The sequence below is a fragment of the Streptomyces sp. HNM0645 genome, from assembly GCF_030056615.1.
GTDB classification, from domain to species: Bacteria; Actinomycetota; Actinomycetes; order Streptomycetales; family Streptomycetaceae; genus Streptomyces; species Streptomyces marianii.
Genome location: NZ_JASHLT010000049.1, coordinates 82518 through 108044, shown reverse-complemented (window position 1 = coordinate 108044; position 25527 = coordinate 82518). Strand labels below are relative to the sequence as shown.

Genomic DNA, 25527 nt, shown 5'->3' with positions numbered 1-25527 from the left:
GGGGACCCTGTGGGAGAGTAGGACACCGCCGAACAAATTTTGGGCCTCAACCCCCGAGTGGAAACTCGGGGGTTGAGGCTTTTTTTGCGTTCCCCGTTTCCTGGCCACGTCCTCGGTTTCCTATGCTGTTGGGCATGCGCTATGACCTCGTGATCTTCGACAACGACGGTGTACTTGTGGACAGCGAGCCCTTGTCGAACACGGTCCTGGCCGACTACCTCACCGAGTTGGGACACCCCACCTCCTACGCGGAATCCGTGCGCGACTACATGGGCGCCGCCGTGCACCGGGTGCATGACCTCGTCCTGGAGCGGACCGGGAAGCGGCTTCCCGACGACTTCGACGAGACACTGCACGCCCGCGTGTTCGCCGCCTTCGAGCGTGAGTTGACGCCCGTCGCAGGGGCCGTCGACGTACTGGGCAAACTCACGGCCGACGGAATGCCGTACTGCGTCGCGTCCTCCGGGAGCCACGAACGCATCCGGGTCGGGCACCGCAAGACGGGACTGGACACCTGGTTCCGCGCGGAGAACGTCTTCAGCGCCCAGGACGTGGGCCGCGGAAAGCCGGCGCCGGATCTGTTCCTCCACGCCGCCGAGCGGATGGGCGTCGCACCCGCGCGATGCGTCGTGGTCGAGGACAGCCCCCTCGGTGTCACCGCGGCCCTGGCGGCGGGGATGGACGTGTACGGCTTCACCGCGATGACGCCGGCCGCGAGGCTCGCAGGGGCGCGTGGAGTCTTCGCCGACATGGCCGAGCTCCTCGGATTGCTCGCCTGATCCGTCTACCCATGGGTAGTTGAGCGCCCTACGCTGTGCGGCCATGACGGACGCGCGGTTGCGGCATGGTCGGGCCTCGTTGGCGCTGAGTTTCTTCGTCCAGGGCGTGGCCTTCGCTCTCCTGGTGACGCGGATACCGGCCATCCAGGACCGCTACGGGATATCCGACGGGCTGCTGCCGGTCTTCCTGGCGGCCGTGCCGATCCTCGCCGGGGTCGGCAGTGTGGCGACCGAGAAGATCGTCGCGCGCCGTCCGCCGGGAGCGGTACTGCGGTGGTCGCAGCCGGTCGTGTTGCTCTCCCTGCTGGCAGTGGGCGCCGGCGGCAGGGTGTGGCAGGTCGCCCTGGCACTGGGGGTGTTCGGGCTCGCCGTCGGCGCACTGGACGCCTCGATGAACATGCTCGGCGTCAGCCTGCAGCAGTCGTACGGCCGCAGCATCATGCTCGGCTTCCACGCCGCTTACAGTTTCGGGGGGATTCTCGGTGCCTCCCTCGCCTGGGCGGGTGCCCACTGGGACCTGCCGCTCGTGGTGTCGTACCTGCCGGTGGTCCTCGTGCTGCTGCCCGCGGCGCTGTTCGGGAGCCGGTGGTACGTGGACGCCCCCGGTCCGGAGTCGGGAAGGGGCCCGGCGTCCGGAAACCGCTCGGCGGATGCGGAGGGCGCTGGAGCCGCTTTGCCGTTCAGGCTGCTCCTGCCGCTGTGCATGGTGATGGCCTTCGCCTACATCGGGGACTCCACCGTGTCGAATTGGAGCGCGAAGTACCTCCAGGACGTGCTGGGGAGTTCGGAGGAGCTGGCGACGGTCCCGTACAACGCCTACATGGTGACCACGCTGCTCGGGCGGACCGTGGGAGACCTCGGAGTCCGGCGGTTCGGGGCGGCGGCGGTCGTGCGGTGCGGGACGGTCCTGGCGGCGGGAGGCTTCGCCGTGGTGGCGGTGGCGCCCGGACCGTGGGCGGGTCTCGCCGGATTCACGCTGCTCGGTCTGGGCCTGTGCGTGATCGTGCCGCAGACGTTCGCCGCGGCGGGCCGGCGCGCTGTTGCGCACGGCGGTCCCGGGGCGAGCAACGCGGCTGTCGCACGTCTTAACGTTTTCAACTACGTGGGGTTCCTGATCGGGGCACCGTTGGTCGGAGGATTGGGGGACGCGTGGAACTACCGGGGAGCGATGCTCGTCCCGATGGTGTTGGTGCTCGTGACGTTGCTGTACGCCAGGTCGTTCGAGCCGGAGCCCGACCGATACGGTGTCGACCATGAGCGGCCGCGCACTGTTGATGTGGGACGAAGCGGTAACGAAGTATGACTTCGGGGCCAGTCATCCGATGGATCCGGTACGGCTCGCGTTGACCATGGCGTTGGTGCGAGCCTACGGGCTGGACCGCGAGGTGGACGTGGTGGCGGGCAGGCCCGCCGGCGAGTCCACGCTGCGCCTCGTCCACCGCGAGGACTATGTGGCGGCCGTGCGGTCCGCGTCCGGGAATCCGGGTGCCGCTGACCAGGCGTACGGGCTGGGAACGACGGACGACCCGGCCTTCGCGGGCATGCACGAGGTGTCCGCGACGATCGCGGGCCAGTCGGTTGGGGCGGCCGAGGCGGTGTGGCGGGGCGAGGCCCCGCACGCCGTGAACTTCGCCGGCGGGCTGCACCACGCCATGCCGGGTGCCGCCTCGGGCTTCTGCATCTACAACGACGCCTCGCTGGCGATCGCACGGCTGCTGGAGCTGGGGGCCGAGCGGGTCGCGTACGTCGATGTCGACGTGCATCACGGCGACGGTGTGCAGGCGGCCTTCTGGGACGACCCGAGGGTGCTGACGATCTCTCTGCACGAGCATCCCAGGATGCTCTTCCCGGGCACGGGATGGCCGGAGGAGACGGGCGGCCAGGGGGAGGCCGAGGGCTCCGCGGTGAACGTGGCCCTGCCCGCGGGGACCGGGGACGAGGGATGGCTGCGCGCGTTCCACGCCGTCGTACCCGAACTGCTGGCGGACTTCCGGCCGCAGGTCCTCGTGACGCAGCACGGGGCGGACACGCACTTCGAGGACCCGCTGGCGCATCTTGCGGTGTCGCTGGACGCCCAGCGGCTGGTGCAGGAGGCCTGCCACGTGCTCGCCCACGAGCACGTGGAGGACGGGCGCTGGGTGGCCCTCGGCGGAGGCGGCTACGCGGTCGTGGACGTCGTACCGAGGTCCTGGACCCATCTCGTCGGGATCGCGGCCCATGCCCCCGTGGACCCGGAGTCGGTGATCCCGTCCTCGTGGCGCGACGAGGTGTACGCGCGGACGCGGCAGTTGGGGCCCGGGCGGATGACGGACGGGCGGACTCCGACGTGGCGGTCCTGGGAGGACGGCTACGACCCGGCGGACCGGCTGGACCAAGCGGTGCTCGCGACCCGGAGGGCGGTCTTCCCGCTGCGGGGCCTGCTGCCCTGACCGGTGGGCGCGCGGCCGCGGAGGGCCATTCGCGGCCGTTACGCCGACTGTGGGGATCTGTCCGGTTTCCGGGGTGCGGTGCCGGATGCTGCGGGACCATCGTCGTTGTGTTGAGCAGAGGGGCGCTGCGGGCGCATCTGTTGTCGGCGCGGCTGGCCGGCCCCGTGGCGACGTCCCGGGAGCGGAGCCTGCGGAGCTACCGGCTGTTCGCGGCGCGGGATCCGAGGGCCACGCTCGGGCTGGATCCCGAACGGGTCTGGAGCGAGCGGGATCTGATCAGGTTGATGGCGCACAGGTGCGGGGTCTCCGGGGACCCGGCCCATGTTTCCGGTCAGGACGTCATCGACCCGGAGCGCACGTTGAGCGGGCTCGACGCGTTCGCCGGGCGGTTGGCGGCGGTCGCTGAACGGAGCGGGAGCGTGCTGTTCGGGACCGGGCATCCGCACAGGCTGCTTGGGTTCTACGCCTCGCTGGCAGACGCCCTGTCGGCGGCGGGCTGTCTGGTTCTCACACCCGCGCAGGGGCGATGTGTCGACATAACGACCCGGTTCGGTGTACGCACGCACACCATCGACTACGTACGGGGAGTCGCGATGGTGCGGGAGCCCGGAGCGCGTGAGCCGGGGAGTGCGACCGGCGTGCACACCCATTCGCCCCTGCCGGTACGGGCAGCGCTGGAGGGTGCCGCGGAGTCCGGGGGCCCTCTGCCGGAGTTGGTCGTCGGTGACCACGGCTGGGTCTGCGGTGCAGGTCAGCTCGGTTTCGAGGTCATCGGCCTGGGGGACACGGACGATCCGGCGCTGTTCGTCGGCGAGGCCGAGGGGCGTGTCTCCGTCGCCGTGCCCCTCGATGACGCTGTGCGGTCCGATTACTACCGGCCGCTTACTCGCTATGTACTCAATCGAGCGTGTCTGTCACAGTAAACGGCCGATGGCTGCTCCTCTTCCCCACTCGCACCACCCGCCCCTACTCTGGGAGTGAGCGCACCGCGACGAAGAGTCACCGGAGGGGAAGCCGGTGTGCGTCGTGTGCGGAAGGTACAGGTGGGTCATGGCTGCTGGCGAAAGGCCTCTCAACGAGGTCAAGTTCCTGACCGTGGCGGAAGTCGCCTCGGTGATGCGCGTGTCGAAGATGACCGTGTACCGCTTGGTGCACAGCGGTCATCTGCCGGCGATCCGGGTGGGCAGGTCCTTCCGGGTCCCGGAGCAAGCGGTTCACGAGTACCTCCGGGAATCCTTTGTGGGGGTCGAATCGGCCTGAGATGTCCCTCGGATTACAAGCTCGGAGCTCGGGCCGGTAGGCTAGGCCGACGTAGGTCGTGTGGGCCCAGACGCCCCGCACCGAGTGAAGAGAAGTGAGCGAGGGTAGTCGTGGGCTCTGTTATCAAGAAGCGGCGCAAGCGGATGGCGAAGAAGAAGCACCGCAAGCTGCTCAAGCGCACGCGCGTTCAGCGTCGCAACAAGAAGTAAGCGGCGGCTGTCCGCACACGTCGTGGCCCCTTCCACCTGCGCGGTGGAGGGGCCACGGTGCTTTTCCGGCCGGCCGTGTCGTGCGTTGGGATCAAAGAGCCGGGAAGAAGGCCCTGCGGTCATCACAGCGCAACGTCAACCCGCTACGGTGACGCATAGCCAGGACCGAACGGAAGGCGCTGATCTTGGGCAAGGTCGTGCTTGTCACCGGTGTGGCCCGGCAACTCGGGGGCCGCTTCGTACGCCGTATCCAGCGGGACCCCGAAGTGGCGCGGGTGGTGGGCGTCGACGCGGTGACTCCCGAGCACCGTCTCGGCGGAGCCGATTTCGTACGGGCCGACATCCGGCAGCCCGCCATAGCGCGCGTCCTTGCCGAGCACGACGTGGACACCGTGGTCCACCTCGACGTCACGGGCACACCCCTCGGGTCCGGGGGCCGTACGGCGGTCAAGGAGACCAATGTCATCGGCACCATGCAGCTGCTCGGCGCATGCCAGAAGTCGCCGACCGTCCGGCGCCTGGTCGTGAAGTCCAGTACCAGCGTGTACGGCTCCGCCTCGCGCGACCCGGCCGTCTTCACCGAGACCACGCCCCCCAAATCCCTGCCGAGCGGTGGCTTCGCCAAGGACGCGGTCGAGGTCGAGGGGTACGTACGCGGTTTCGCGCGCCGCAGGCCGGATGTGGCGGTGTGCGTGCTGCGCTTCGCCAACATCCTCGGACCGCGCGCCGATTCGCCGCTGGCGGACTACTTCTCGCTGCCCGTCATGCCGACCGTCCTGGGCTACGACCCCCGACTGCAGTTCGTCCACGAGGACGACGTCCTCGACGTGCTGCGGATCGCCTCCCACGAGCCCCGCCGCGGCACGCTGAACAGCGGCACGTTCAACATCGCGGGCGACGGCGTGCTGCTGCTGTCGCAGTGCTCGCGGAGACTCGGCCGCCCCACGGTGCCGGTGCTTCTGCCGGCCGTGACCTGGGTCGGTTCGGCGCTGCGGACGGTCGGCATCACCGACTTCTCGCCGGAGCAGATCCGGCTCCTCACACACGGCCGGGTGGTCAGCACCGTGCAGATGCGCGAGACACTGGGCTTCGACCCTGTCTACACGACCGCGGAGACGTTCGCGGACTTCGCGCGCAGCCGCGGGCCCGGTCTGCTGCCGCCGGAGACCCTGGCAAGGGCGGTCGACAAGGTCGCCGCGCTGTCGCCGGCAGGTGGCGCCACCCCTCAGAGCGCCGGATAAGGAGCGCGAGCAACGATGGCGGACGCCAAGGTCATTCCGTTCGACGACGACCGGTCGCGCAACGGCGCACCTCAGCGGTCGGTGCGGCGCCGCGCCGGATCGGGCCGGCGGAAATCCGTGGCCGAGTCGGCGCGTGAGATCCCGGTCGGTTCCGTGCCCGGGCAACTGGTTGGGGAGCGGGCGGTGCCGAAGAACGCCTCGGCCGGTGGCGGTACGGGCGCGCCCGGGGCGTCCGCGCGGCCGCCGCGCGGTTCCGGGGCTGTCGGCGCGGACGTCGGCTGGGACCAGCGCATCGCGGGCGGACTGGCGTTTCTGCGCCGCCGGCTCACCGGTGACTACGACGTCGACGAGTTCGGCTACGACGAGGAACTCACCGACCAGGTGCTGATGTCGCTGCTGCGGCCGCTGTACGCGAAGTACTTCCGGGTCGAGGTGAAGGGCATCGAGAACATCCCGTCGGACGGCGGGGCGCTGGTCGTGGCCAACCACTCGGGGACGCTGCCGCTGGACGGGCTGATGATGCAGGTCGCCGTCCACGACAACCACCCGGCCGGGAGGCATCTGCGGCTGCTCGCCGCGGACCTCGTCTTCGTGCTGCCGGTGATAAACGAACTGGCGCGCAAGGCCGGGCACACACTGGCGTGCACGGAGGACGCGGAACGCCTGCTGCAGCGCGGCGAGGTCGTCGGGGTGATGCCGGAGGGCTTCAAGGGCATCGGTAAGCCCTTCAGCGAGCGCTACAAGCTCCAGCGCTTCGGGCGCGGCGGTTTCGTCTCGACGGCGCTGCGGGCGGGCGTGCCGATCGTGCCCTGCTCGATCGTCGGGGCCGAGGAGATCTATCCGATGATCGGCAACGCGAAAACGCTCGCGCGGCTGCTGGGGTTCCCGTATTTCCCGATCACTCCGACGTTCCCGTGGCTCGGGCCGCTGGGCGCGATGCCGCTGCCGACGAAGTGGACGATTCAGTTCGGGGAACCGATTCCGACGGACGGCTATCCGCCGGAGGCGGCGGAGGACCCGATGCTGATGTTCAACCTCACCGACCAGGTGCGGGAGCAGATCCAGCACACGCTGTACAAGCTGCTGGTTCAGCGGCGTTCCGTCTTCTTCTGATTNTGATGTTCAACCTCACCGACCAGGTGCGGGAGCAGATCCAGCACACGCTGTACAAGCTGCTGGTTCAGCGGCGTTCCGTCTTCTTCTGATTTCTTCTGATCGACTGCCCGCCGGTCGCCCTGCCGGTCCCCGACAAAGGGCGGGGCCGGATACGCGCAACGCGTATCCGGCCCCGCCCTTCGCCTTTCACCGGCCTCCGGGCCGACGGGCTACGGACTGTCCTCGCTGTCGAGGCCCAGGCCGGGCAGCAGCCCCGGCAGCAACGGCGGGATCGTCACGTCCGGCACCGGCGCAGCCGGGTCGGAGAGTCCGCCGGACGGTGACGGTGAGGCGCTGTTCTGCGGGGGGCTGAGCAGCCCGCCCGTGTTGCCCCCGATCAGCTGGTCGTCCTCCACCGCGCCCGAGCCGGACGGCTGCGGCAGGTGGTCGGCGGCCGAGCTGCCGACGGACGGCAGGGAGGGCGCCGACGGGTACGTCGCCGAGGAGCTCGAGGAGTCCTGCGGGGACGATCCGGGCCGACTGGAACCCCGCCGCTCCCCCTCGGGGGCACGGGGCAACAGCGACCGGAGCGGACCGACCTCCTGGTCTATGGCGTCGAAGATTGAGCTCACCTCGTCGCCGACGTCCGTGAGCTGGGCGGGCAGCCTGTCCCGCAGCCCGTTCCACACGTCGCGGTGGCTGGTCGCGAAGGAGGAAAGGGTGGCGATGGGGTCCAGCGAGCCGTCCCGCTCGTACGCCTGGTGCAGCAGCCGGTGACCTTCGGAGGCGTCGTGGCGCATGCCGCTGAGGGTGCGTCTGACCTCGTTCATCGACTCGGTGTCCAGCTCGCCCGCGCGCCCGCGCTCCATGAGGCGGCGGGCCTCGTTCAGCCGGGTTGAGGCCTGGCCGAGGTAGAGCCCGCCGCGGTCCGCGTCGTCGTCGGCCATACCGAGTCTCAGATCCTCCATGCCCCGCTTCAGCCCGTAGAGGGAGTCACCGGGGAGGGCGTCCGAGCTGGCGGCCGCCACACCGCCGAAGGCGCCGGCGGCCACCCCCACGGTCAGTCCGCCGGCCGCGAGGCCCTTGGACCACCGGGAGCGCGGACGGAGTCTCCGGAGTGGGGAGGCCCGATGGGCACCGCGGCGGGAGCTCCGCTGCTCCGGAACGGTGGGGCTCCTGGACGCGGAGCCCTCCGCGAACATGGCTTCCATGGCGGCCACGAGCTGGGCTCGCTGCACCACCTTGACATCGGGATCCAACTCCGGCTTCGGCAGCTCGCCGAGGCCGTTCGCCAAGGCCAACAGCTGCCCCTGTTCGGCCGGCTCGGCCGAACTCTCGGGCTGCTCGGCCGCCGTGCCCCGGAGCGTCTGGTTCTCCAGGTCCTGGGCGAAGGCGTTCGCCCGCCGGTGCGCCGAAACATTCGCGATCACTGGCGGCACCTCCTCTCGTCATGACGGTCGACTCCCCGGGGGGTCCGGAAGGTTGCACGACTTGAGCACAACCACACGAAAGAGTGGGCGGTTGCACACACGACGTGACCGCAGGGAGCCTGCATTGCGCACAACGAGCGGCTCGGCAGTTGGGTTACGCGCGGAGGATGATCGGACCAGTGCGTCATCAAGTGCTCACGGATGGTGAGTTGAGGGTGGACGGGCCGGGGACGGGCGCATGGGGGGGGAGGGTGCCGGTGTGGCTGTGGTGTGGGGGACGGTTCACCGCGCTTCGGGCGCGGCGTCAGCGGGCGTCGTCGGGCAGGAGCCGTGCCAGGGTGCGCACGGCCCGGTACTGAAGGGTCTTGATCGCGCCCTCGTTCTTGCCCATCACGCGGGCGGTCTCGGCGACGGAGAGGCCCTGGAGGAAGCGGAGGGTGACGCACTCCTGCTGCTGCGGATTCAGCTTGCGGACCGCTTCGAGCAGCGCGGCGTTTGAGAGCGACTCCAGTACCGACTCCTCGGGGCTGCGCTCCACCTCGTTGGCGTCGAGCATCTCGCCGGTGGTCACTTCCAGCCGGAATCGGCTCGACTTGAAGTGGTCGGCGACCAGGTTGCGGGCGATCGTGACCAGCCAGGCGCCGAAGTCGCGGCCCTGCCAGGTGAACGTGGAGATGCGGCGCAGGGCGCGGAGGAAGGTCTCGCTGGTGAGGTCCTCCGCCGTCGCCTTTCCGCCGACCCGGTAGTAGATGTAGCGGTAGACGGTGTCGCTGTACTGGTCGTAGAGCCGGCCGAAGGCCTCGGCCTCGCCCGCCTGGGCGCGTTCGACCAGTTCCATCATTCGCGCGCTGTCGCTGTCGGCACTCGGCCGGCGGGCGGTGGTCGAGGTGGCGGCGTGCCGGCCGCCTCGTCTGCCGACCTCGCGCTCGCCCGATCGCGCGTCGACCGCACCGCTGCGGGCCGGCACCTTCTCGACGCGGTCGGCCAGGGCGTAGCAGGGACCGGCCGGGCCGAGGGCGGCAGGGCTCGCGGCGAAGGCGGGGACGGCGTACGCGGTGGGGACGAAGCCGCGCAGGTGGTCGAGGACCACTGCGCGGAGCGTAGCCAGGCCCGAGGCGTCAACCCCGACGTGTGGGTACACGGGACTCCCAGAGGCAGAGCTTCCATCACGTGCTGTGCGGGACCTTTCACTCGTCGTGGCGACGTGTGGGGGTCCATGTGCGTCTGAGGAGAATAACGCTTCGTACAGGCAGTGCTACACCCAGTTGCTCAAATCGTCGAATCCGTCGCTTCTGTTACGGCGAGGCAGCACAATCAGTCGCAGATTGTGATCGCTTGCTGATCGGATTACTTCGCCTTCTATGGGGGGGCGTGATGGGTTGTGTTCGTCCGGAGGCATCGCGACTGGCGGGCGCCGTGGAGGCGTATGGCCCCCGGAATGCCGCGTACCGCCTGCTGTGCGTCGTCACGGGACATGCGGGTGTCGAGCGTTCGGGACCGCGGCGGAGGGCCCGGACACGGGCGGTCGGATCCGTAACGCGGTCACTGATACGCAGAGTGGCGGTGGGGGGCCCGGTCGCCCGCGCGTCCGGTGCCGCCCGGGTCAGCGCCGGCGGCGGTGCAGGGCCACGGCTGCCGCCGTACCGCCCGCGAGGGCGCCGACTCCCGCCGCGGCCGGGATGCCGACCTTCGCCGCCTTGCGGCCCGTGCGGTAGTCGCGCAGCCGCCAGTCGCGCTCACGGGCGTGCTTGCGCAGTTTCGTGTCCGGGTTGATGGCGTACGGGTGTCCCACGAGGGAGAGCATCGGGATGTCGTTGTGCGAGTCGCTGTAGGCCGCACAGCGGGCGAGGTCGAGGTTCTCGGCGCTCGCGAGGGCCCGCACCGCCTCGGCCTTGGCCGGGCCGTGCAGCGGCTCGCCGACGAGCCTGCCCGTGTAGACGCCGTCGACGGACTCGGCGACCGTGCCGAGCGCGCCGGTCAGTCCGAGCCGGCGGGCGATGATCGTCGCGGTCTCCACCGGCGCGGCGGTGACCAGCCACACCTTCTGGCCCGCGTCGAGATGGGCCTGGGCGAGGGCGCGGGTGCCCGGCCAGATGCGGTCGGCCATGTACTCGTCGTAGATCTCCTCGCCGATCGACATCAGTTCGGAGACCCGGTGGCCCTTGACGATGGACAGCGCCGACTCGCGCACGTCCTGCATGTGCTCGGGGTCCTCGACGCCGGCGATCCGGAACCACGTCTGCTGCCAGGCGAACCTCGCCAGCTCCCGGCGCTGGAAGAACTTCCGCTTGTACAGCCCGCGGCCGAAGTGGAAGATCGCGGCGCCCTGCATGACGGTGTTGTCCAGGTCGAAGAACGCGGCGGCGCTGACGTCCCCGGCCACGGGGAAGTCGGGCTCGGCCGGTGCGGTGTCCGCTTCGGTCCGGGCCCGGGCGTCCGCCTCGAACTGCTGTGACGTCTTGCGTGCTGCCTCGGCAGCGGCCTCGCCGGCGAGAACGCTCCGGGCGGTCGAGGAGCGCCTGCGGGGGGTGAGCCATCCCAGTGCGGCCATGTCGTGAGCATAGCCAGTCCGTTCGGCAGTTCCCGACTCGCCGGGATGCCAAGGCGTGAACTCTCCGCGGCCGGATTGTTAAAGGGGCCATTCGGGCGCGTCGCGCGCGGGCGGAGAATGGAGGGCATGAGTCCTCTGCTGCGGCGTAGCAAGAAGAAGGCCGGTGACCGTGTGGTGACCCTGATCGGGAAGCCCGGGTGCCATCTCTGTGACGACGCGCGGTCCGTGATCCAGCAGGTGTGCGCCGAGACGGGTGCGTCCTGGGAAGAGAAGGACATCACCCAGGACGAGGAGTTGCACCGCGCCTACTGGGAGCAGATCCCCGTGGTGCTCGTGGACGGGGAACAGCACACGTTCTGGCGCGTGGACGCCGGCCGGCTCCGCCGCGAACTGGGGGCGTGACCGGAAAGGCGGCTACCATCGTGGGCGTTTTGTTGTGGTCTCGGGGGCGTGGCCGTGAGGAGTGTGTAGCGCTTTGCCCTCTTCGGATTCGCAACGGGTGCCGGTCGTCCCCGGTTCCGGAATGGCGCGATCGACTCGCGTGACCCCGGTCACTTTGCACGGACAAAGCGGACACCATCTTTGTGCACGTGTTCACAAAGACATAGCCTGCTTTCGACGGGGCGGTCCTGGGACGCATGGCCGCCAGCCTCGCTCATCCCGCAGGAGCACCGTGGCAACTGGCCGAACCCACCGACCGGCGACTCGCAGCCGAGGAATCCCCGAGGCCACCGTCGCCCGGCTTCCGCTGTATCTGCGCGCGCTGACCGCGCTGTCGGAGCGCTCCGTGCCGACCGTCTCCTCCGAGGAGCTCGCGGCCGCCGCGGGAGTCAACTCCGCGAAGCTGCGCAAGGACTTCTCGTACCTCGGCTCCTACGGGACCCGCGGCGTCGGGTACGACGTCGAGTACCTCGTCTACCAGATCTCCCGGGAGCTCGGCCTGACCCAGGACTGGCCGGTTGTGATCGTCGGCATCGGTAACCTCGGCGCCGCGCTCGCCAACTACGGCGGCTTCGCATCCCGCGGATTCCGCGTGGCCGCGCTGATCGACGCCGACCCTGCGATGGCCGGCAAGCCGGTCGCCGGCATCCCCGTCCAGCACGCGGACGAGCTGGAGAAGATCATCTCGGACAACGGCGTGTCCATCGGGGTCATCGCGACCCCCGCGGGCGCCGCCCAGCAGGTGTGCGACCGGCTCGTCGCCGCCGGTGTGACGTCGATCCTCAACTTCGCCCCCACCGTGCTCTCGGTGCCGGACGGCGTGGACGTGCGCAAGGTCGACCTCTCGATCGAGCTGCAGATCCTCGCCTTCCACGAGCAGCGCAAGGCCGGCGAGGAGACCGAGGGCGAGGCCGCCGTGCCGCCCGTCGCCCCGGCCGGCACCCCCGCCACCGCCGACGGCCGGAAGGGACCCGACGGGGACGTGCCCGCCGTGATGCCGGCATGAGTCTCCTGGTCGTCGGCCTCAGCCATCGCAGCGCCCCCGTCAGCGTCCTGGAGCGGGCCTCCCTCTCCGCGGACACCCAGGGCAAGCTGCTGCAGGACGCCCTTGCCGCGGAACCCGCGGCGGAAGCGGCCGTCCTCGCCACCTGCAACCGCATCGAGCTCTACGCCGACGTGGACAAGTTCCACGCCGGGGTCGCCGAACTGTCCACCCTGCTCTCCCAGCACAGCGGCGTCGGCCTGGAGGAGCTCACCCCCTATCTGTACGTGCACTACGAGGACCGGGCCGTCCACCACCTGTTCTCGGTGGCCTGCGGGCTGGACTCGATGGTCGTCGGCGAGGGCCAGATCCTCGGCCAGATCAAGGACTCCCTGGCGCTCGGTCAGGAGCTGCACAGCGCGGGCAGACTGCTGAACGACCTGTTCCAGCAGTCCCTGCGGGTCGGCAAGCGCGCGCACAGCGAGACCGGCATCGACCGGGCCGGGCAGTCGCTCGTCACCTTCGGCCTGGAACAGCTCGCCGACGGCACTCCCACCGGGGAGTGGGCCGCGGGCAGGAGCGCGCTCGTCATCGGTGCGGGCTCGATGTCCTCCCTCGCGGCCGCCACGCTGGCGCGAGCCGGGGTCGCCGAGATCGCCGTCGCGAACCGCACCCGTGAGCGTGCCGAGCGGTTGGTCCAGATCCTGACCGAACCCGGTGGGACGGGCGTTCGCGCCCGGGCGGTCGACATGGTCTCGGTCGGCGACGAACTGACACGTGCCGACGTCGTCGTCTCCTGCACCGGCGCGACCGGGCTGGTGCTGAGGACCGAGGCGGTCGAGGCCGCGATCGAGGGCCGTACGGGACGGCTGGCGCTGCTCGACCTCGCCATGCCCCGGGACATCGACGCCGCGGTCCACCGGCTCGACGGAGTCCGCCTCGTCGACATCGAATCGCTCGCCGAGGCGTCCGCGGGCGCCCCCATGGCCGCCGACGTCGACCGGGTGCGGACCATCGTGGCCGCCGAGGTCGCCGCGTTCGGCGCCGCCCAGCGCGCCGCGCACATCACGCCGACCGTGGTCGCCCTGCGCACCATGGCCGCCGATGTCGTCGCGAGCGAGATCGCCCGGCTTGAGGGCCGGCTGCCCGACCTCGACGAGCGCCAGCGCGCCGAGGTCTCCCAGACGGTCCGCCGGGTCGTCGACAAGCTCCTGCACGCGCCCACCGTGCGGATCAAGCAGCTCGCGGCCGAACCCGGCGGCGCCGGGTACGCGGACGCGCTGCGCACACTCTTCGACCTCGACCCGGAGACGGTCGCCTCCGTCAGCCGGGCCGACGTCACCGACGCCGACATCAAGAACCGAGGGCGAGTATGACCGAGAGGGCATCGGGGACCGAGCGGCCCCTGCGGCTCGGAACCAGGCGCAGCAAGCTCGCCATGGCCCAGTCCGGGCATGTGGCGGAGGCCGTGCGGCGGCTGACCGGCCGCCCCGTCGAGCTGGTGGAGATCACCACGTACGGCGACACCTCGCGCGAGCAGTTGGCACAGATCGGCGGCACCGGTGTGTTCGTCACCGCGCTGCGCGACGCGCTGCTCGCGGGACAGGTCGACTTCGCGGTGCACTCCCTGAAGGATCTGCCGACCACGCAGCCGGACGACCTCGTGCTGGCCGCGATCCCGCGGCGGGAGGACCCGCGTGACGTCATGGTCGCCCGGGACGGGCTGACGCTGGACCGGCTGCCGCGGGGCGCCCGGGTGGGCACCGGCTCGCCGCGCCGGATGGCGCAGCTCAACGCGTACGCCCGCTCGCACGGGCTGCAGATCGAGACCGTGCCGATCCGCGGGAACGTAGACACCCGCATCGGTTTCGTGCGGAACGGGGAACTGGACGCGGTGGTTCTCGCCGCGGCCGGCCTGAACCGTATCGGCCGGATCGAGGAGGCGACCGACTTCCTGCCGGTCGACGCGATCCTGCCCGCCCCCGGTCAGGGGGCCCTGGCGGTGGAGTGCCCGGCGGCCGACACCGCCCTCGCCGCCACGCTCGCCGAGCTCGACGACCCGTACACCCGGGCCGCCGTGACCGCCGAGCGGTCCCTGCTCGCCGCCCTGGAGGCCGGCTGCAGTGCGCCCGTGGGCGCACTGGCCGACCTGCCTGCCGGCGAACAGGCTGTTCATGAAATGCGCCTGCGGGGCGTCGTCGGTACCACCGACGGTTCCACGCTGGTGCAGCTGTCCATCACCGGTCCCGTGCCCTCTTCGCACGACGAAGCGGTGGCACTCGGGCGCGAACTCGCCTCCGAGATGCTCGCCAAGGGCGCGGCCGGTCTTATGGGGGAGCGAGCACTTTGAGCCCCACCACCTCGAACGTCCCGGCTGGTCCCGTACACGGGCAGGTCACCTTCCTCGGCGCCGGTCCCGGCGATCCGGGCCTGCTGACGCTGCGCGCCGTCGAGGCGCTGGCGGGCGCGGACGTATTGATCGCCGAGCCGGAAGTCCTCGACGTCGTGCGCGGTCACGCGCGCGCCGGAGTGAGCACGCCTGAGCTGACGGTTGTTGACGATGCCTCAACAACCGCCGGTGTCCCGGTGTTGAGGGACGCGGCCAATCTTGTCATGGAGGCCGTGCGGGGCGGCAAGCGGGTGGTCCGTGCCGTGAGCGGGGACCCCGGGCTCGACGGCGACGTGGGCGCCGAGATGCTCGCCTGCGCCGCTGAGGGCATCCCCTTCGAGGTCGTGCCGGGAGTGGCGACCGCCGTGGGCGTGCCCGCCTATGCCGGTGTGCCGCTGCGTGACGCGCAGGGCACGGACGTGCGGTTCATCGACGCCCGGACGGCGGACGCCCGCTGCTGGACCGAGGTCGGCGCCTCCGACGGCACCGTCGTCGTGTCCACGACGCTGGACGCCGTGGCGTCGGCGGCCGGAGAGCTGGTGACGGCCGGGCGCAAGCCCGACACTCCGCTGACGGTGACGGTGGCCGGTACGACGACGCGGCAGCGGACGTGGACCGCGACGCTCGGCACGATCGCCCAGGTCTTCAAGCAGGGCAAGGTGCTGCCGTCGCCCGAGGGCCACCTGCCGGTCATAGCCGTGGTCGGTGAGCGCAGCGCCGCAGCGCAGCGCGACCAGCTCGCCTGGTTCGAGTCCAAGCCGCTGTTCGGCTGGAAGGTGCTCGTGCCGCGCACGAAGGAGCAGGCCGCGTCGCTCTCCGACCAGCTCAGGTCCTACGGCGCCGTGCCGCACGAGGTCCCGACGATCGCCGTCGAGCCGCCGCGCACGCCGCAGCAGATGGAGCGCGCGGTCAAGGGACTGGTGACCGGCCGCTACGAGTGGATCGCCTTCACCTCGGTCAACGCCGTGAAGGCGGTGCGGGAGAAGTTCGAGGAGTACGGACTGGATGCTCGTGCCTTCGCCGGGATCAAGGTCGCGGCGGTGGGCGAGCAGACGGCACGCGCCCTGATCGAGTTCGGGGTCAAGCCGGATCTGGTGCCGAGTGGTGAGCAGTCGGCCGCGGGACTGCTGGAGGACTGGCCGCCGTACGACCCGGTGTTCGACCCGATCGACCGGGTGTTCCTGCCGCGGGCCGACATCGCGACCGAGACCCTGGTGGCAGGGCTGATCGAGCTGGGCTGGGAGGTCGACGACGTCACGGCCTACCGGACCGTGCGGGCCTCCCCGCCGCCGGCGGAGACCCGGGAGGCGATCAAGGGCGGCGGTTTCGACGCCGTGCTCTTCACCTCGTCGTCCACCGTGCGGAACCTGGTCGGTATCGCCGGCAAGCCGCACAACGTGACGGTGATCGCCTGTATCGGACCCGCGACCGCGAAGACGGCGGAGGAGCACGGGCTGCGGGTGGACGTGCTGTCGCCCGAGCCGTCGGTCCACAAGCTGGCCGATGCGCTCGCCGAGTTCGGTGCGAGACGCCGGGAGGCGGCTCGGGAGGCAGGCGACCCGGTGACGCGGCCGAGCGAGCGTCGTCCGGGCGCACGCAGGCGCCGTACCACGTGAAGTAGTCGGACATGATCGGAAGGGGTCGCGGGGTTGTTCCCCGCGGCCCCTTTCCGTTTGCCCCGGACCGGATCGCGCGGGGGCGGTTCGCCCGCTCCCGGGGACAACGTGTCGGCAAAAGCGGTCTCCGCACGGGCGTAGCGTGGTGGGCATGACTGTGTACGGATCCTTCCCCGGATCGCGGCCGCGACGGCTGCGGACCACCCCCGCGATGCGGCGCATGGTCGCCGAGACGAGGCTGAACCCCGCCGATCTGATCCTTCCCGCGTTCGTGCGGGAGGGCGTGAGTGAGCCCGTGCCGATCGCGGCGATGCCCGGGGTCGTGCAGCACTCGCTGGACACGCTGAGGAAGGCCGCGGTCGAGGCCCGGGAGGCCGGAGTCTCCGGGATCATGCTCTTCGGCGTGCCGGAGGACGCGAAGAAGGACGCCGCCGGGACCGCGGGCACGGACCCGGGCGGGATCCTCCAGGTCGCCGTCCGAGCGGTGAAGGAGGAGGTCGGCGACGAGCTGGTCGTCATGTCCGACCTCTGCCTGGACGAGTACACGGATCACGGCCACTGCGGGGTGCTCGACGCGGACGGCCGGGTCGACAACGACGCCACGCTGGAGCGCTACGCAGAGATGGCGCAGGTCCAGGCGGACGCCGGCGTCCATGTCGTCGGCCCCAGCGGGATGATGGACGGCCAGGTCGGGGTGATCCGGGACGCGCTCGACACCATCGGCAGGGAGGACGTGTCGATCCTCGCGTACACCGCGAAGTACTCCTCCGCGTTCTACGGGCCGTTCCGCGAGGCGGTCGCCTCCTCCCTGACGGGCGACCGCAAGACGTACCAGCAGGACCCGGCGAACCTGCGGGAGTCCCTCCGGGAACTCGCGCTCGACCTGGAGGAGGGGGCGGACATGGTGATGGTCAAGCCGGCGGGGCCCTACCTCGACGTGCTGGCGAAGGTGGCGGAGTCCGTGGACGTGCCCGTCGCCGCGTACCAGATCAGTGGGGAGTACGCGATGGTCGAGGCCGCTGCCGAGAAGGGCTGGATCGAACGCGACAAAGCCATCCTGGAGACCCTGACCGGCATCCGGCGCGCGGGCGCGCGGATGATCCTGACGTACTGGGCGACGGAGGCCGCACAGAAGCTCGGCCGCGCGTAGCGGCCCGGGAGCGAGCGGAGACCCGACGGCCGCGCGACCACAGGCCGCGCGGCCGGGGTGGGGGTCCTCAGTCCCACGAGAACGTCCAGACGGGTGCTCCGAGGAGACGCTGGGCATGGGACCCGAGGCCGGGGCGCGGTCCCTGCCGGACGCTGTCCGGGCAGAACGCGAGGTGCTCGGCCGCGAGAGCCTCGGCGTCCGCGGTCCTGGTGGGCGGCGCGGCCACGGAGAGGACCAGCCGGTCGAAGGACAGACCGACGACCCGTATGCCGTAGCGGTCCTCCCACGACCGCAGGACCGAGCAGAGGCGGGCCACGTCCTGCTCGTGGTGGAGCGGGCCGGACCAGCCGATGGCCGCCGGTATGTCGGCGCTGCGGCGGGCGCGGACCAGTGCGGGGCGGGCACCCTTCAGCACGTCGCCGCCCTCGCCGGCGGACAGCGCGTCCGCGGCCTCGGCGGCGAGCCGGTCCGGATCCTCCACGAGCGTGCCGCCCGGGGCCAGTCCGGGCCAGTCGCCGTCGGCGTCCGACTCGTCCGCCGCGCCGGAGTCCCAGAACTCCGCGAGCACCTCTTCGGCGTCATGGTCCCCCGGATACGACACCCGCCGCGGCGACAGCTCCCACTCGTGCGGGTCGCCGTCGCCGCCGATCAGCACGGGATGCAGTCCGCCCACCCGTCGGGCCGGGAGGAGCCGGTCCCAGGTGCCGGGAGCGGCGGGCTCGTCGCCGCACCAGAGGAGGGGCTCGTGCCACGGGCCGTCGACGGTGGTGTCCACCAGGCGGCCGGGAGGCAGATCGAGGCCCAGGGTCCGGCCAGAGGGATCGGTGGCCAGGGCCGGCAGAGGGTTGGGAAGCATCGCCATGGTCCGAAGGTAGAGGCCGCCACTGACAACGGAGGCCGCCGTGTGGGAACGGCGGCCTCCGGGTCCGGCGTGGGTGGCCGGCGGGCGGCGGGGCGGTCGGTGGGCGAGCGCGTCCGACACGTCGCCCTGCCAGTCGTCCCTGCCGCGTTGCCGTCCCTGCAAGCCCCCGCGGGGAGCGCGAGTTCGGCGGGGCACCGGTCGAGCCTCCGCCGTCGCGCGGGGCGGAGTGCATCGTGACCGTCGCTTCGCGGCAAGGCGTGCGAACCCGTCTCGGGCCCGGGAGCGGGGCACGACGGCGATCTCGGGGCCGTCTGCACGGATGGGGAAGGGGTGGTGATCAGCCCGTGGTCGGCGCACCCTGGGAGAAGTACCGCTGTGGAGGTGATCCGTCATGCAGACTCTCGTCGGCTGGCATGTCGAGATGGAGTTCCTCGAGGAGGGCGACAAGACCAGGGCGGCCGCGATGCTCCGGCTCGCCGACGGCACGGAAGTGCGCGGTCACGGGCACGCCAGCCGCCATCCGTCCGACCCGGCCCAACTGCGCGTCGGCGAGGAGATCGCCGGCGCCCGGGCGCTCATGGACGTCGCGCAGACACTGCTCAAGAAGGCGCACGACGAGATCGAGGAGACCACGGGAAGGTCGGCGCACCCGCTGAACCGCTGACGAGGTGACGCGAGGCGAACGGAGGACGGCCCCCGGCGGTTCGCTCGCCGAGGGCCGCCCGTGCCGGATGCGCCCGGACGCGCCGGGGCCGGGCGCCGCGCGTCAGAGGCGCGCGGGGGTGCGGATGCCCAGCAGGGCCATGCCCTGGTGGAGCGTGCGGGCGGTCAGGTCGCACAGGAACAGCCGGTTCTCCACCTGCGCAGGGGTGTCCGCCTTGAGGACCGGGCACTCCGAGTAGAACGTCGTGTACAGCGACGCCAGCTGGTAGAGGTACGCCGCCAGCTTGTGCGGCTCGTACGAGGACGCGGCCTCCTCGACCGTCTCGCCGAACCGGTCGATGTGCAGACCCAGCGCGCGCTCGGACGGGGTAAGCCCGATCTCCGCGTGGGCCTGCGGCTTCGCGTCCCCGGCCTTGCGCAGGATCGACTGGATACGGGCGTACGCGTACTGCAGGTACACCGACGTGTCGCCGTTGAGGGACACCATCTGGTCCAGGTCGAACTTGTAGTCCCGCGACGCAGACGTGGAGAGGTCCGCGTACTTCACGGCGCCGATGCCGACCTGTGCGCCCCGCTCGGCGATCTCCTCCTCCGACAGGTCCTGGGCCTTCTCCCTGACGACGGCCGCCGCCCGTTCGATCGCCTCGTCCAGCAGGTCGACCAGCCGCACCGTCTCGCCCTCACGGGTCTTGAAGGGCTTGCCGTCCTTGCCGAGGACCGTGCCGAACGCCAGCTGGACGGCCTTGACCTCGTCGTTCAGCCAGCCGGCCCGGCGAGCGGTCTCGAAGACCATCTTGAAGTGCAGGGACTGCCGGGCGTCGACGACGTAGATCAGGTTGTCGGCACCGAGGTTCTGCACCCGGTCCCGGATCGCGGAGAGGTCGGTGGCCGCGTAGCCGTAGCCGCCGTTCGACTTCCGCACGATCAGGGGGACGGGCTTGCCGTCCGGGCCCTTGACGTCGTCGAAGAACACGCACAGCGCGCCCTCGGAGCGCACGGCGACGCCGGATTCCTCGAGGATGCGGCAGGTCTCGTCGAGCATGTGGTTGTAGCCCGACTCGCCCACGACGTCGGGGTCGTGGATCTCCATGTCGAGCTTGTTGAAGACGGAGTAGAAGTAGATCTTCGACTCGTCGACGAACCTCTGCCAGAGGGCGAGGGTCTCCTCGTCGCCCGACTGGAGGTCCACCACCCGCCGCCGCGCGCGCTCCTTGAAATCCTCGTCGGAGTCGAAGAGGGCGCGCGAGGCCTTGTACAGCCGGTTCAGGTTGGACATGGCCTCCTCGCCGGAGACGGCGGCCTCGTCCTTGTGGTCCAGCTCGTGCGGGTGCTCGATCAGGAACTGGATGAGCATGCCGAACTGGGTGCCCCAGTCGCCGATGTGGTGGCGCCGGACCACCTTCTCGCCGGTGAACTCCAGGATCCGCACCATGGCGTCGCCGATCACCGCCGAACGGAGGTGGCCGACGTGCATCTCCTTGGCCACGTTCGGCTGCGCGTAGTCGATCACGGTGGTGCCCGCGGTGTCGGCGAACGGCACCCCGAGGCGGTCGTCCGCCGCGCGGGCGGCGAGCGTCTCGGCGATCGCCTCGTCGGAGACCGTGATGTTCAGGAATCCGGGGCCCGAGACCTCGATCTCCCGCAGTACGTCGTCGGCCGGCACGAACTCGACGACCTTGGTCGCGAGCTCACGCGGATTGCCCTTGAGCCTCTTGGCGAGCGCCAGGATGCCGTTGGCCTGGAAGTCGGCCCGGTCGCTGCGTCGCAACAGCGGATCCGCGGAGCCAGCCTCCGGCAGGGCTGCCGAGAGGGCGTCCGCGAGGCGCTGCTGCACGGTCGAAGCGAGGGAAGGGACCGAGGCCATGAGCTTCCGTTTCCTGTGAGTGTTCCTGCGAGTGTTTCCTGTGAGCGGGGCGTCGTGGGTCGTCGGGGTGTGATCGGCGCCGCTTTTCGGTAGTCAAGTGTCCCACGGGGGAGCAACCCGTTTCTCCCACGGACCCCGGACCTGTGGACGAAGCGGTGCCTGTGGACGACCGGGGCGGAGTTCGGGCCGAACGGCGTCGGCCTGTGGACAACCAACGGGCGCCGTGTTCCGTCTGGGAGAATGGCAGACGCCAGCTTCGACAGACTCAAGCAATCAAGGACGTGCCGATCGTGGCTCAGAGCAGCACCGAGACCGACTGGGTCTCCCGTTTCGCGGACGATGTCATCGCCGAGTCGGAACGGCGTGCGCCCGGGAAACCGGTCGTGGTTGCGTCTGGCCTGTCGCCGTCCGGGCCCATCCACCTGGGCAACCTGCGTGAGGTCATGACGCCGCACCTGGTCGCGGACGAGATCCGCCGCCGCGGGTACGAGGTGCGGCACGTGATCTCCTGGGACGACTACGACCGTTACCGCAAGGTGCCGGCCGGAGTGGAGGGCGTCGACGACACCTGGGCCGAGCACATCGGCAAGCCGCTGACCTCGGTGCCCGCGCCCGCCGGCTCCCCTTACCCGAACTGGGCGGAGCACTTCAAGGCCGCGATGGTCGAGTCGCTCGCCGAACTCCGTGTCGAGTTCGACCCGGTCAGCCAGACCGAGCAGTACACCTCGGGTGCCTACCGCGAGCAGATCCTGCACGCCATGAAGCACCGTGCCCGGATCGACGGCATCCTCGACCAGTACCGGACGAAGGCCAAGGTCCAGGCGAAGAAGCAGCAGAAGCCGGTCGACGAGGCCGAGCTGGAGGCCGCCGAGGGCTCGGGCGCGGCGTCCGAGGACGACGGCAGCGGCGGCTCCGCGGGCTACTTCCCGTACAAGCCGTACTGCGGCAACTGCGAGAAGGACCTGACGAGCGTCACGGAGTACATCGACGCCACCACGGAGCTGACGTACTCCTGCACGGCGTGCGGCTTCTCGGAAACGGTCCGGCTGAGCGAGTTCAACCGCGGCAAGCTGGTCTGGAAGGTCGACTGGCCGATGCGCTGGGCCTACGAGGGCGTGATCTTCGAGCCGAGCGGTGTCGACCACTCGTCTCCGGGGTCGTCGTTCGTCGTCGGCGGTCAGATCGTCCGCGAGGTCTTCGACGGCGTCCAGCCGATCGGCCCGATGTACGCCTTCGTGGGCATCTCCGGCATGGCCAAGATGTCGTCGTCGCGCGGTGGTGTGCCGACGCCGGCGGACGCGCTGAGGATCATGGAAGCCCCCCTGCTGCGCTGGCTGTACGCACGCCGCAGGCCCAACCAGTCCTTCAAGATCGCCTTCGACCAGGAGATCCAGCGGCTCTACGACGAGTGGGACAAGCTGGAGTCCAAGGTCGCGGAGGGTTCCGCGCTCCCGGCCGACGCCGCCGCCCACGCACGCGCGGCCCGCACCGCCGCGGGTGAGCTGCCGCGCACGCCCCGCCCGCTGCCGTACCGCACACTCGCCTCGGTCGTCGACATCACCGCCGGCCACGACGAGCAGACGTTGCGCATCCTCAGCGAGCTGGACCCGGCGAACCCGCTGTCCTCGCTCGACGAGGCCCGTCCTCGGCTGGACCGCGCGGAGAACTGGATCACGACCCAGGTCCCGGCCGACGCCCGCACCGTCGTGCGTTCCGAGCCGGACGCGGAGCTGCTCGGCTCGCTCGACGGCGAGGCGCGCGAGTCGCTGCGCCTGCTGCTGGAGGGGCTGGACACCCACTGGTCACTGGACGGTCTGACGACCCTCGTCTACGGAGTGCCGAAGGTGATGGCGGGCCTGGAGCCGGACGCCAAGCCGACGCCGGAGCTGAAGACCGCCCAGCGTTCCTTCTTCGCGCTGCTCTACCGGCTGCTGGTGAGCCGCGAGACGGGCCCGCGTCTCCCGACGCTGCTCCTGGCCGTCGGGGCCGACCGGGTGCGCAAGCTGCTGGCGGCCTGACCGGCCGGGGCCCGAGGGGTTCCGGCGGCCGGACGGAAGAAGGGCTCTCCCCCTCGGCGGGTGGGAGCCCTTCGGCGTCGCTGCGTCGTGCGGACTCGGCCGACCGGCAGTGCCGCCCGGGACCGCCGGTTCACGGTGCCCCTCGGCGCGCCGGTGTACGCGGCGTACCCGGTCCACACGGCCGTCCGGTGGCCACGTGGGCGTCCTACGCGATGTGGTCTTCCATCAGCTCGTTGTTGAAGCGGGTCGTGAACCGGTCCATGTACTGGTTCAGCTCACGGGGCTGGAGGTGCAGCCCGTACGCGGCCTCGACGTTCGACGCGAAGGCGCCGGGCGTCGGCATGCCCTCACCCTCTATCGAGCGCCGGAACACCTGGTACAGGTTCTCGTCCGAAGGCAGGGCGTCCTGCACGCCCTCCCCCAACGGCCTTATGCCGCCCGCCCCGTTCGGCACCGGGAACGTCGGCTCCGGCGCCTGGGTCCGGACAGGCACCGGTTCGGGCTCCGACGCCTGCGGCTGCGCCACCGGTTCGGCCTCCGCCGGCTGCGGCTGCGGGACGGGTCCGGGCTCGGCCGCGCGAGGCTGCGGCACCGGGATGCGCTGCGGCTGCTCGTCGTACCAGGCCCGGTGGTCCGGGCCCGGGACGTACGTGGCCGGCTCGTAGTCCGGGTCGTAGTCGCCCTTGTACTGGACACGCTGCGGAGTGGCGAACCACTGGCTCGGCTCCTCCTCGGCGGCCACCACCGGCTCCTGCGCCCGTGCGGGCCCGCTGGGCTCCAGCTCCGCCGCCGCGGGCTGCGGCGGCAGCAGCATCGGCTCGATGCCGGCCGAGGCCAGGCCCGCCGGCGCGGTCTCCGCCAACGGCACGCCGTACTTCGCGAGCCGCAGCGGCATCAGGGCTTCGACCGGGGCCTTGCGGCGCCATGCCCGTCCGAAGCGGGCCTGCAGCCGGGCCTGGTAGATCAGCCGGTCCTGCTCCAGCTTGATGACCTGCTCGTAGCTGCGCAGCTCCCACAGCTTCATCCGCCGCCACAGCCGGAACGTCGGTACCGGGGAGAGCAGCCAGCGGGTGAGGCGCACGCCCTCCATGTGCTTGTCGGCGGTGATGTCCGCGATCCTGCCCACCGCGTGGCGGGCGGCCTCGACGGACACCACGAACAGGACGGGGATGACGGCGTGCATGCCGACGCCGAGCGGGTCGGGCCAGGCGGCCGCGCCGTTGAAGGCGATCGTCGCCGCGGTGAGCAGCCAGGCCGTCTGGCGCAGCAGCGGGAAGGGGATGCGGATCCAGGTCAGCAGGAGGTCGAGTGCGAGCAGTACGCAGATGCCGGCGTCGATGCCGATGGGGAAGACCAGGGAGAACTGGCCGAAGCCCTTCTTCTCGGCGAGCTCGCGCACGGCGGCGTACGACCCGGCGAAACCGATCGCGGCGATGATCACCGCACCGGCGACCACCACGCCGATGAGTATGCGGTGCGTGCGTGTCAGCTGCATCGCGGCCACCCGCGATCCCCTCCCTCTTCTGTTCATGGCGCCCGTGGCGCGGCCCAAGCCTGGCACATGAATCCGGAGTCCGGCCCTCCGGGGAGGGCCGGACTCCGGCCGGATGCCGGGCCGACCGGGCCGATCGGCAGAGCGTGCGGGGGCCGGTCACCGTGCCGGGCGATTGGACACCGGGGCCGGGGCGGCAGGTGCGCCTGACCCCTCCCGGGCCCGGTGCCGTGACCGGATGGGTTCACCGGCTCGGCGAACCCATCCGGTCACGACACCTGGTTGGCCTTGGCGACGGAGGCGACGGCCTCCTTGGCCGCGGTCACCGCGTCCTTCATGAGCTGCGACGGGTCCGGGTTCTTGGCGCCGGCGAAGCCCGTACCGTTGTAGCCGACGGTCACCACGACATTGCCCGTGCGGGCCACGATCGTTGCGTACTTGAAGTCCTCGCCGGACTTGGTGAGGCCGTAGCTGACCGCGGTGGCATCCTCGCCGACACCCGACGCGGGCGAGGAGTTGACGCTCTCGGCCTTCTCCGTGGCCCGGACCGCGGCGACTTCCTTCTTGTAGGCGTCGCCGGCGCGGTCCTCGCCGCTGCCGATGCCCGACTCGGACTCGAAGCGCTGGAACGACACGTCGAGCCAGCGGTAGTTCGAGCCCTTGACGCCCTTGTCCTCCAGACCGTTCCAGGAGCAGCTGCCGCGGGCACCGGTGTCGTTGGAGGTGCCGGCCGTGCCGGACTTGTTCTTCACCTTCGGCACCAGCTCCTCGACCGTCTTGGAGGTCAGTGCCTTGCAGGGCTCGGGAAGCTTGGCGTACTTCGCCGGCTCCAATGCCGGCGGCGACTGCTCGCCGCCGGGGGAGGAGGTCTCGGACGAGGTGGACGAGCCGCCGTCCGAACCCGAGCCCTTGCTGTCGGAGTCCGACGAGCAGCCGGCGACGACGAGCATCACCGGGACGGCGGCGCAGGCGAGTATGCGGGTGAGTCGCGGGGCTGATCGGTGCATGGTTCCTTCAGTCGGTTGTCGTACGGTCCTCCGGAGTACCGGACGCGGA

Annotated in this window: 23 protein-coding genes; 16 read left to right on the top strand and 7 right to left on the bottom strand. The window is 70.8% G+C overall.

The window, feature by feature from the left end:
* The first annotated feature begins 134 nt into the window (after positions 1 to 134).
* From QMZ92_RS28720 to QMZ92_RS28685, 8 genes are all read left to right on the top strand, one after another.
* A complete protein-coding gene (locus QMZ92_RS28720; RefSeq protein WP_283300427.1) occupies positions 135 to 779 on the top strand; it encodes an HAD family hydrolase in 645 nt (214 codons plus the stop codon).
* A gap of 43 nt (positions 780 to 822) precedes the next feature.
* Positions 823 to 2082, top strand: a complete 1260-nt coding sequence (locus QMZ92_RS28715; protein WP_283300426.1) for an MFS transporter — start codon at positions 823 to 825, stop codon at positions 2080 to 2082.
* Entirely contained in the window at positions 2033 to 3208 is a 1176-nt protein-coding gene (locus QMZ92_RS28710; protein ID WP_283300425.1) for an acetoin utilization protein AcuC, read from the top strand. Before QMZ92_RS28715 ends, QMZ92_RS28710 begins: the two co-directional genes overlap by 50 nt.
* Before the next feature lie 107 nt (positions 3209 to 3315).
* Positions 3316 to 4131: a phosphatase gene (locus tag QMZ92_RS28705; protein WP_283300423.1), complete on the top strand. Its 816-nt coding sequence runs from the start codon at positions 3316 to 3318 to the stop codon at positions 4129 to 4131.
* 127 nt (positions 4132 to 4258) lie between these two features.
* Positions 4259 to 4468, top strand: a complete 210-nt coding sequence (locus QMZ92_RS28700; RefSeq protein WP_158687078.1) for a helix-turn-helix domain-containing protein — start codon at positions 4259 to 4261, stop codon at positions 4466 to 4468.
* 110 nt (positions 4469 to 4578) lie between these two features.
* Positions 4579 to 4677 (top strand): 30S ribosomal protein bS22, encoded by a 99-nt coding sequence (locus QMZ92_RS28695; RefSeq protein ID WP_003948845.1) that lies wholly within the window; start codon positions 4579 to 4581, stop codon positions 4675 to 4677.
* A 185-nt stretch (positions 4678 to 4862) separates the two neighbouring features.
* The gene (locus tag QMZ92_RS28690) at positions 4863 to 5918 is read left to right on the top strand and encodes an NAD-dependent epimerase/dehydratase family protein (protein WP_283300421.1); all 1056 of its coding nucleotides are present in this window, start codon (positions 4863 to 4865) and stop codon (positions 5916 to 5918) included.
* Positions 5919 to 5933: 15 nt separating this feature from the next.
* Positions 5934 to 7031 (top strand): lysophospholipid acyltransferase family protein, encoded by a 1098-nt coding sequence (locus QMZ92_RS28685; RefSeq protein WP_283300419.1) that lies wholly within the window; start codon positions 5934 to 5936, stop codon positions 7029 to 7031.
* 212 nt (positions 7032 to 7243) lie between these two features.
* On the opposite strand, the gene QMZ92_RS28680 is transcribed toward QMZ92_RS28685, so the two are convergent.
* The 3 genes from QMZ92_RS28680 to QMZ92_RS28670 form a co-directional block, all read right to left on the bottom strand.
* Positions 7244 to 8443 carry a DUF5667 domain-containing protein gene (locus QMZ92_RS28680; RefSeq protein ID WP_283300418.1) on the bottom strand — a complete coding sequence of 400 codons (1200 nt, stop codon included), beginning with the start codon at positions 8441 to 8443 and terminating at the stop codon, positions 7244 to 7246.
* Positions 8444 to 8747: 304 nt separating this feature from the next.
* Positions 8748 to 9584, bottom strand: a complete 837-nt coding sequence (locus QMZ92_RS28675) for an ECF subfamily RNA polymerase sigma factor, BldN family (RefSeq protein WP_283300417.1) — start codon at positions 9582 to 9584, stop codon at positions 8748 to 8750.
* Positions 9585 to 10046: 462 nt separating this feature from the next.
* Positions 10047 to 10994, bottom strand: coding sequence for an HAD family hydrolase (locus QMZ92_RS28670; RefSeq protein ID WP_283300416.1), 948 nt, complete (start codon positions 10992 to 10994; stop codon positions 10047 to 10049).
* Positions 10995 to 11120: 126 nt separating this feature from the next.
* Here QMZ92_RS28670 and QMZ92_RS28665 point away from each other — a divergent pair, with 126 nt between their 5' ends.
* From QMZ92_RS28665 to hemB, 6 genes are all read left to right on the top strand, one after another.
* Positions 11121 to 11396, top strand: coding sequence for a glutaredoxin family protein (locus tag QMZ92_RS28665; protein ID WP_283300415.1), 276 nt, complete (start codon positions 11121 to 11123; stop codon positions 11394 to 11396).
* Between the two features lie 271 nt (positions 11397 to 11667).
* Positions 11668 to 12441: a redox-sensing transcriptional repressor Rex gene (locus QMZ92_RS28660; RefSeq protein WP_283300414.1), complete on the top strand. Its 774-nt coding sequence runs from the start codon at positions 11668 to 11670 to the stop codon at positions 12439 to 12441.
* Entirely contained in the window at positions 12438 to 13793 is a 1356-nt protein-coding gene (locus QMZ92_RS28655; protein WP_283300413.1) for a glutamyl-tRNA reductase, read from the top strand. Before QMZ92_RS28660 ends, QMZ92_RS28655 begins: the two co-directional genes overlap by 4 nt.
* Positions 13790 to 14767 carry a hydroxymethylbilane synthase gene (hemC, locus tag QMZ92_RS28650; RefSeq protein ID WP_283300412.1) on the top strand — a complete coding sequence of 326 codons (978 nt, stop codon included), beginning with the start codon at positions 13790 to 13792 and terminating at the stop codon, positions 14765 to 14767. Before QMZ92_RS28655 ends, hemC begins: the two co-directional genes overlap by 4 nt.
* On the top strand, positions 14764 to 16422 hold the full coding sequence (locus tag QMZ92_RS28645; RefSeq protein ID WP_283300411.1) for a bifunctional uroporphyrinogen-III C-methyltransferase/uroporphyrinogen-III synthase: 1659 nt from the start codon (positions 14764 to 14766) through the stop codon (positions 16420 to 16422). Before hemC ends, QMZ92_RS28645 begins: the two co-directional genes overlap by 4 nt.
* A gap of 151 nt (positions 16423 to 16573) precedes the next feature.
* The gene (gene hemB, locus QMZ92_RS28640; RefSeq protein ID WP_283300410.1) at positions 16574 to 17572 is read left to right on the top strand and encodes a porphobilinogen synthase; all 999 of its coding nucleotides are present in this window, start codon (positions 16574 to 16576) and stop codon (positions 17570 to 17572) included.
* 67 nt (positions 17573 to 17639) lie between these two features.
* Here hemB and QMZ92_RS28635 read toward each other — a convergent pair whose 3' ends face one another.
* Positions 17640 to 18434, bottom strand: coding sequence for a DUF4253 domain-containing protein (locus QMZ92_RS28635; protein ID WP_283300409.1), 795 nt, complete (start codon positions 18432 to 18434; stop codon positions 17640 to 17642).
* Positions 18435 to 18825: 391 nt separating this feature from the next.
* Between QMZ92_RS28635 and QMZ92_RS28630 the strand changes: the two genes are divergently transcribed.
* Complete coding sequence (locus tag QMZ92_RS28630) at positions 18826 to 19098, top strand: DUF1876 domain-containing protein (protein WP_283300408.1); 273 nt, start codon at positions 18826 to 18828, stop codon at positions 19096 to 19098.
* Between the two features lie 102 nt (positions 19099 to 19200).
* Here QMZ92_RS28630 and argS read toward each other — a convergent pair whose 3' ends face one another.
* Positions 19201 to 20961 carry an arginine--tRNA ligase gene (gene argS, locus QMZ92_RS28625; protein WP_283300407.1) on the bottom strand — a complete coding sequence of 587 codons (1761 nt, stop codon included), beginning with the start codon at positions 20959 to 20961 and terminating at the stop codon, positions 19201 to 19203.
* A gap of 281 nt (positions 20962 to 21242) precedes the next feature.
* Between argS and lysS the strand changes: the two genes are divergently transcribed.
* On the top strand, positions 21243 to 22979 hold the full coding sequence (lysS, locus tag QMZ92_RS28620) for a lysine--tRNA ligase (protein ID WP_283300406.1): 1737 nt from the start codon (positions 21243 to 21245) through the stop codon (positions 22977 to 22979).
* A 205-nt stretch (positions 22980 to 23184) separates the two neighbouring features.
* Here the strand turns inward: lysS and QMZ92_RS28615 are convergent, their stop codons facing one another.
* Both QMZ92_RS28615 and QMZ92_RS28610 read right to left on the bottom strand, forming a co-directional pair.
* Entirely contained in the window at positions 23185 to 24474 is a 1290-nt protein-coding gene (locus QMZ92_RS28615) for a DUF2637 domain-containing protein (RefSeq protein WP_283300405.1), read from the bottom strand.
* A 266-nt stretch (positions 24475 to 24740) separates the two neighbouring features.
* On the bottom strand, positions 24741 to 25478 hold the full coding sequence (locus QMZ92_RS28610; protein ID WP_283300404.1) for a DUF3558 family protein: 738 nt from the start codon (positions 25476 to 25478) through the stop codon (positions 24741 to 24743).
* Positions 25479 to 25527 lie beyond the last annotated feature (49 nt).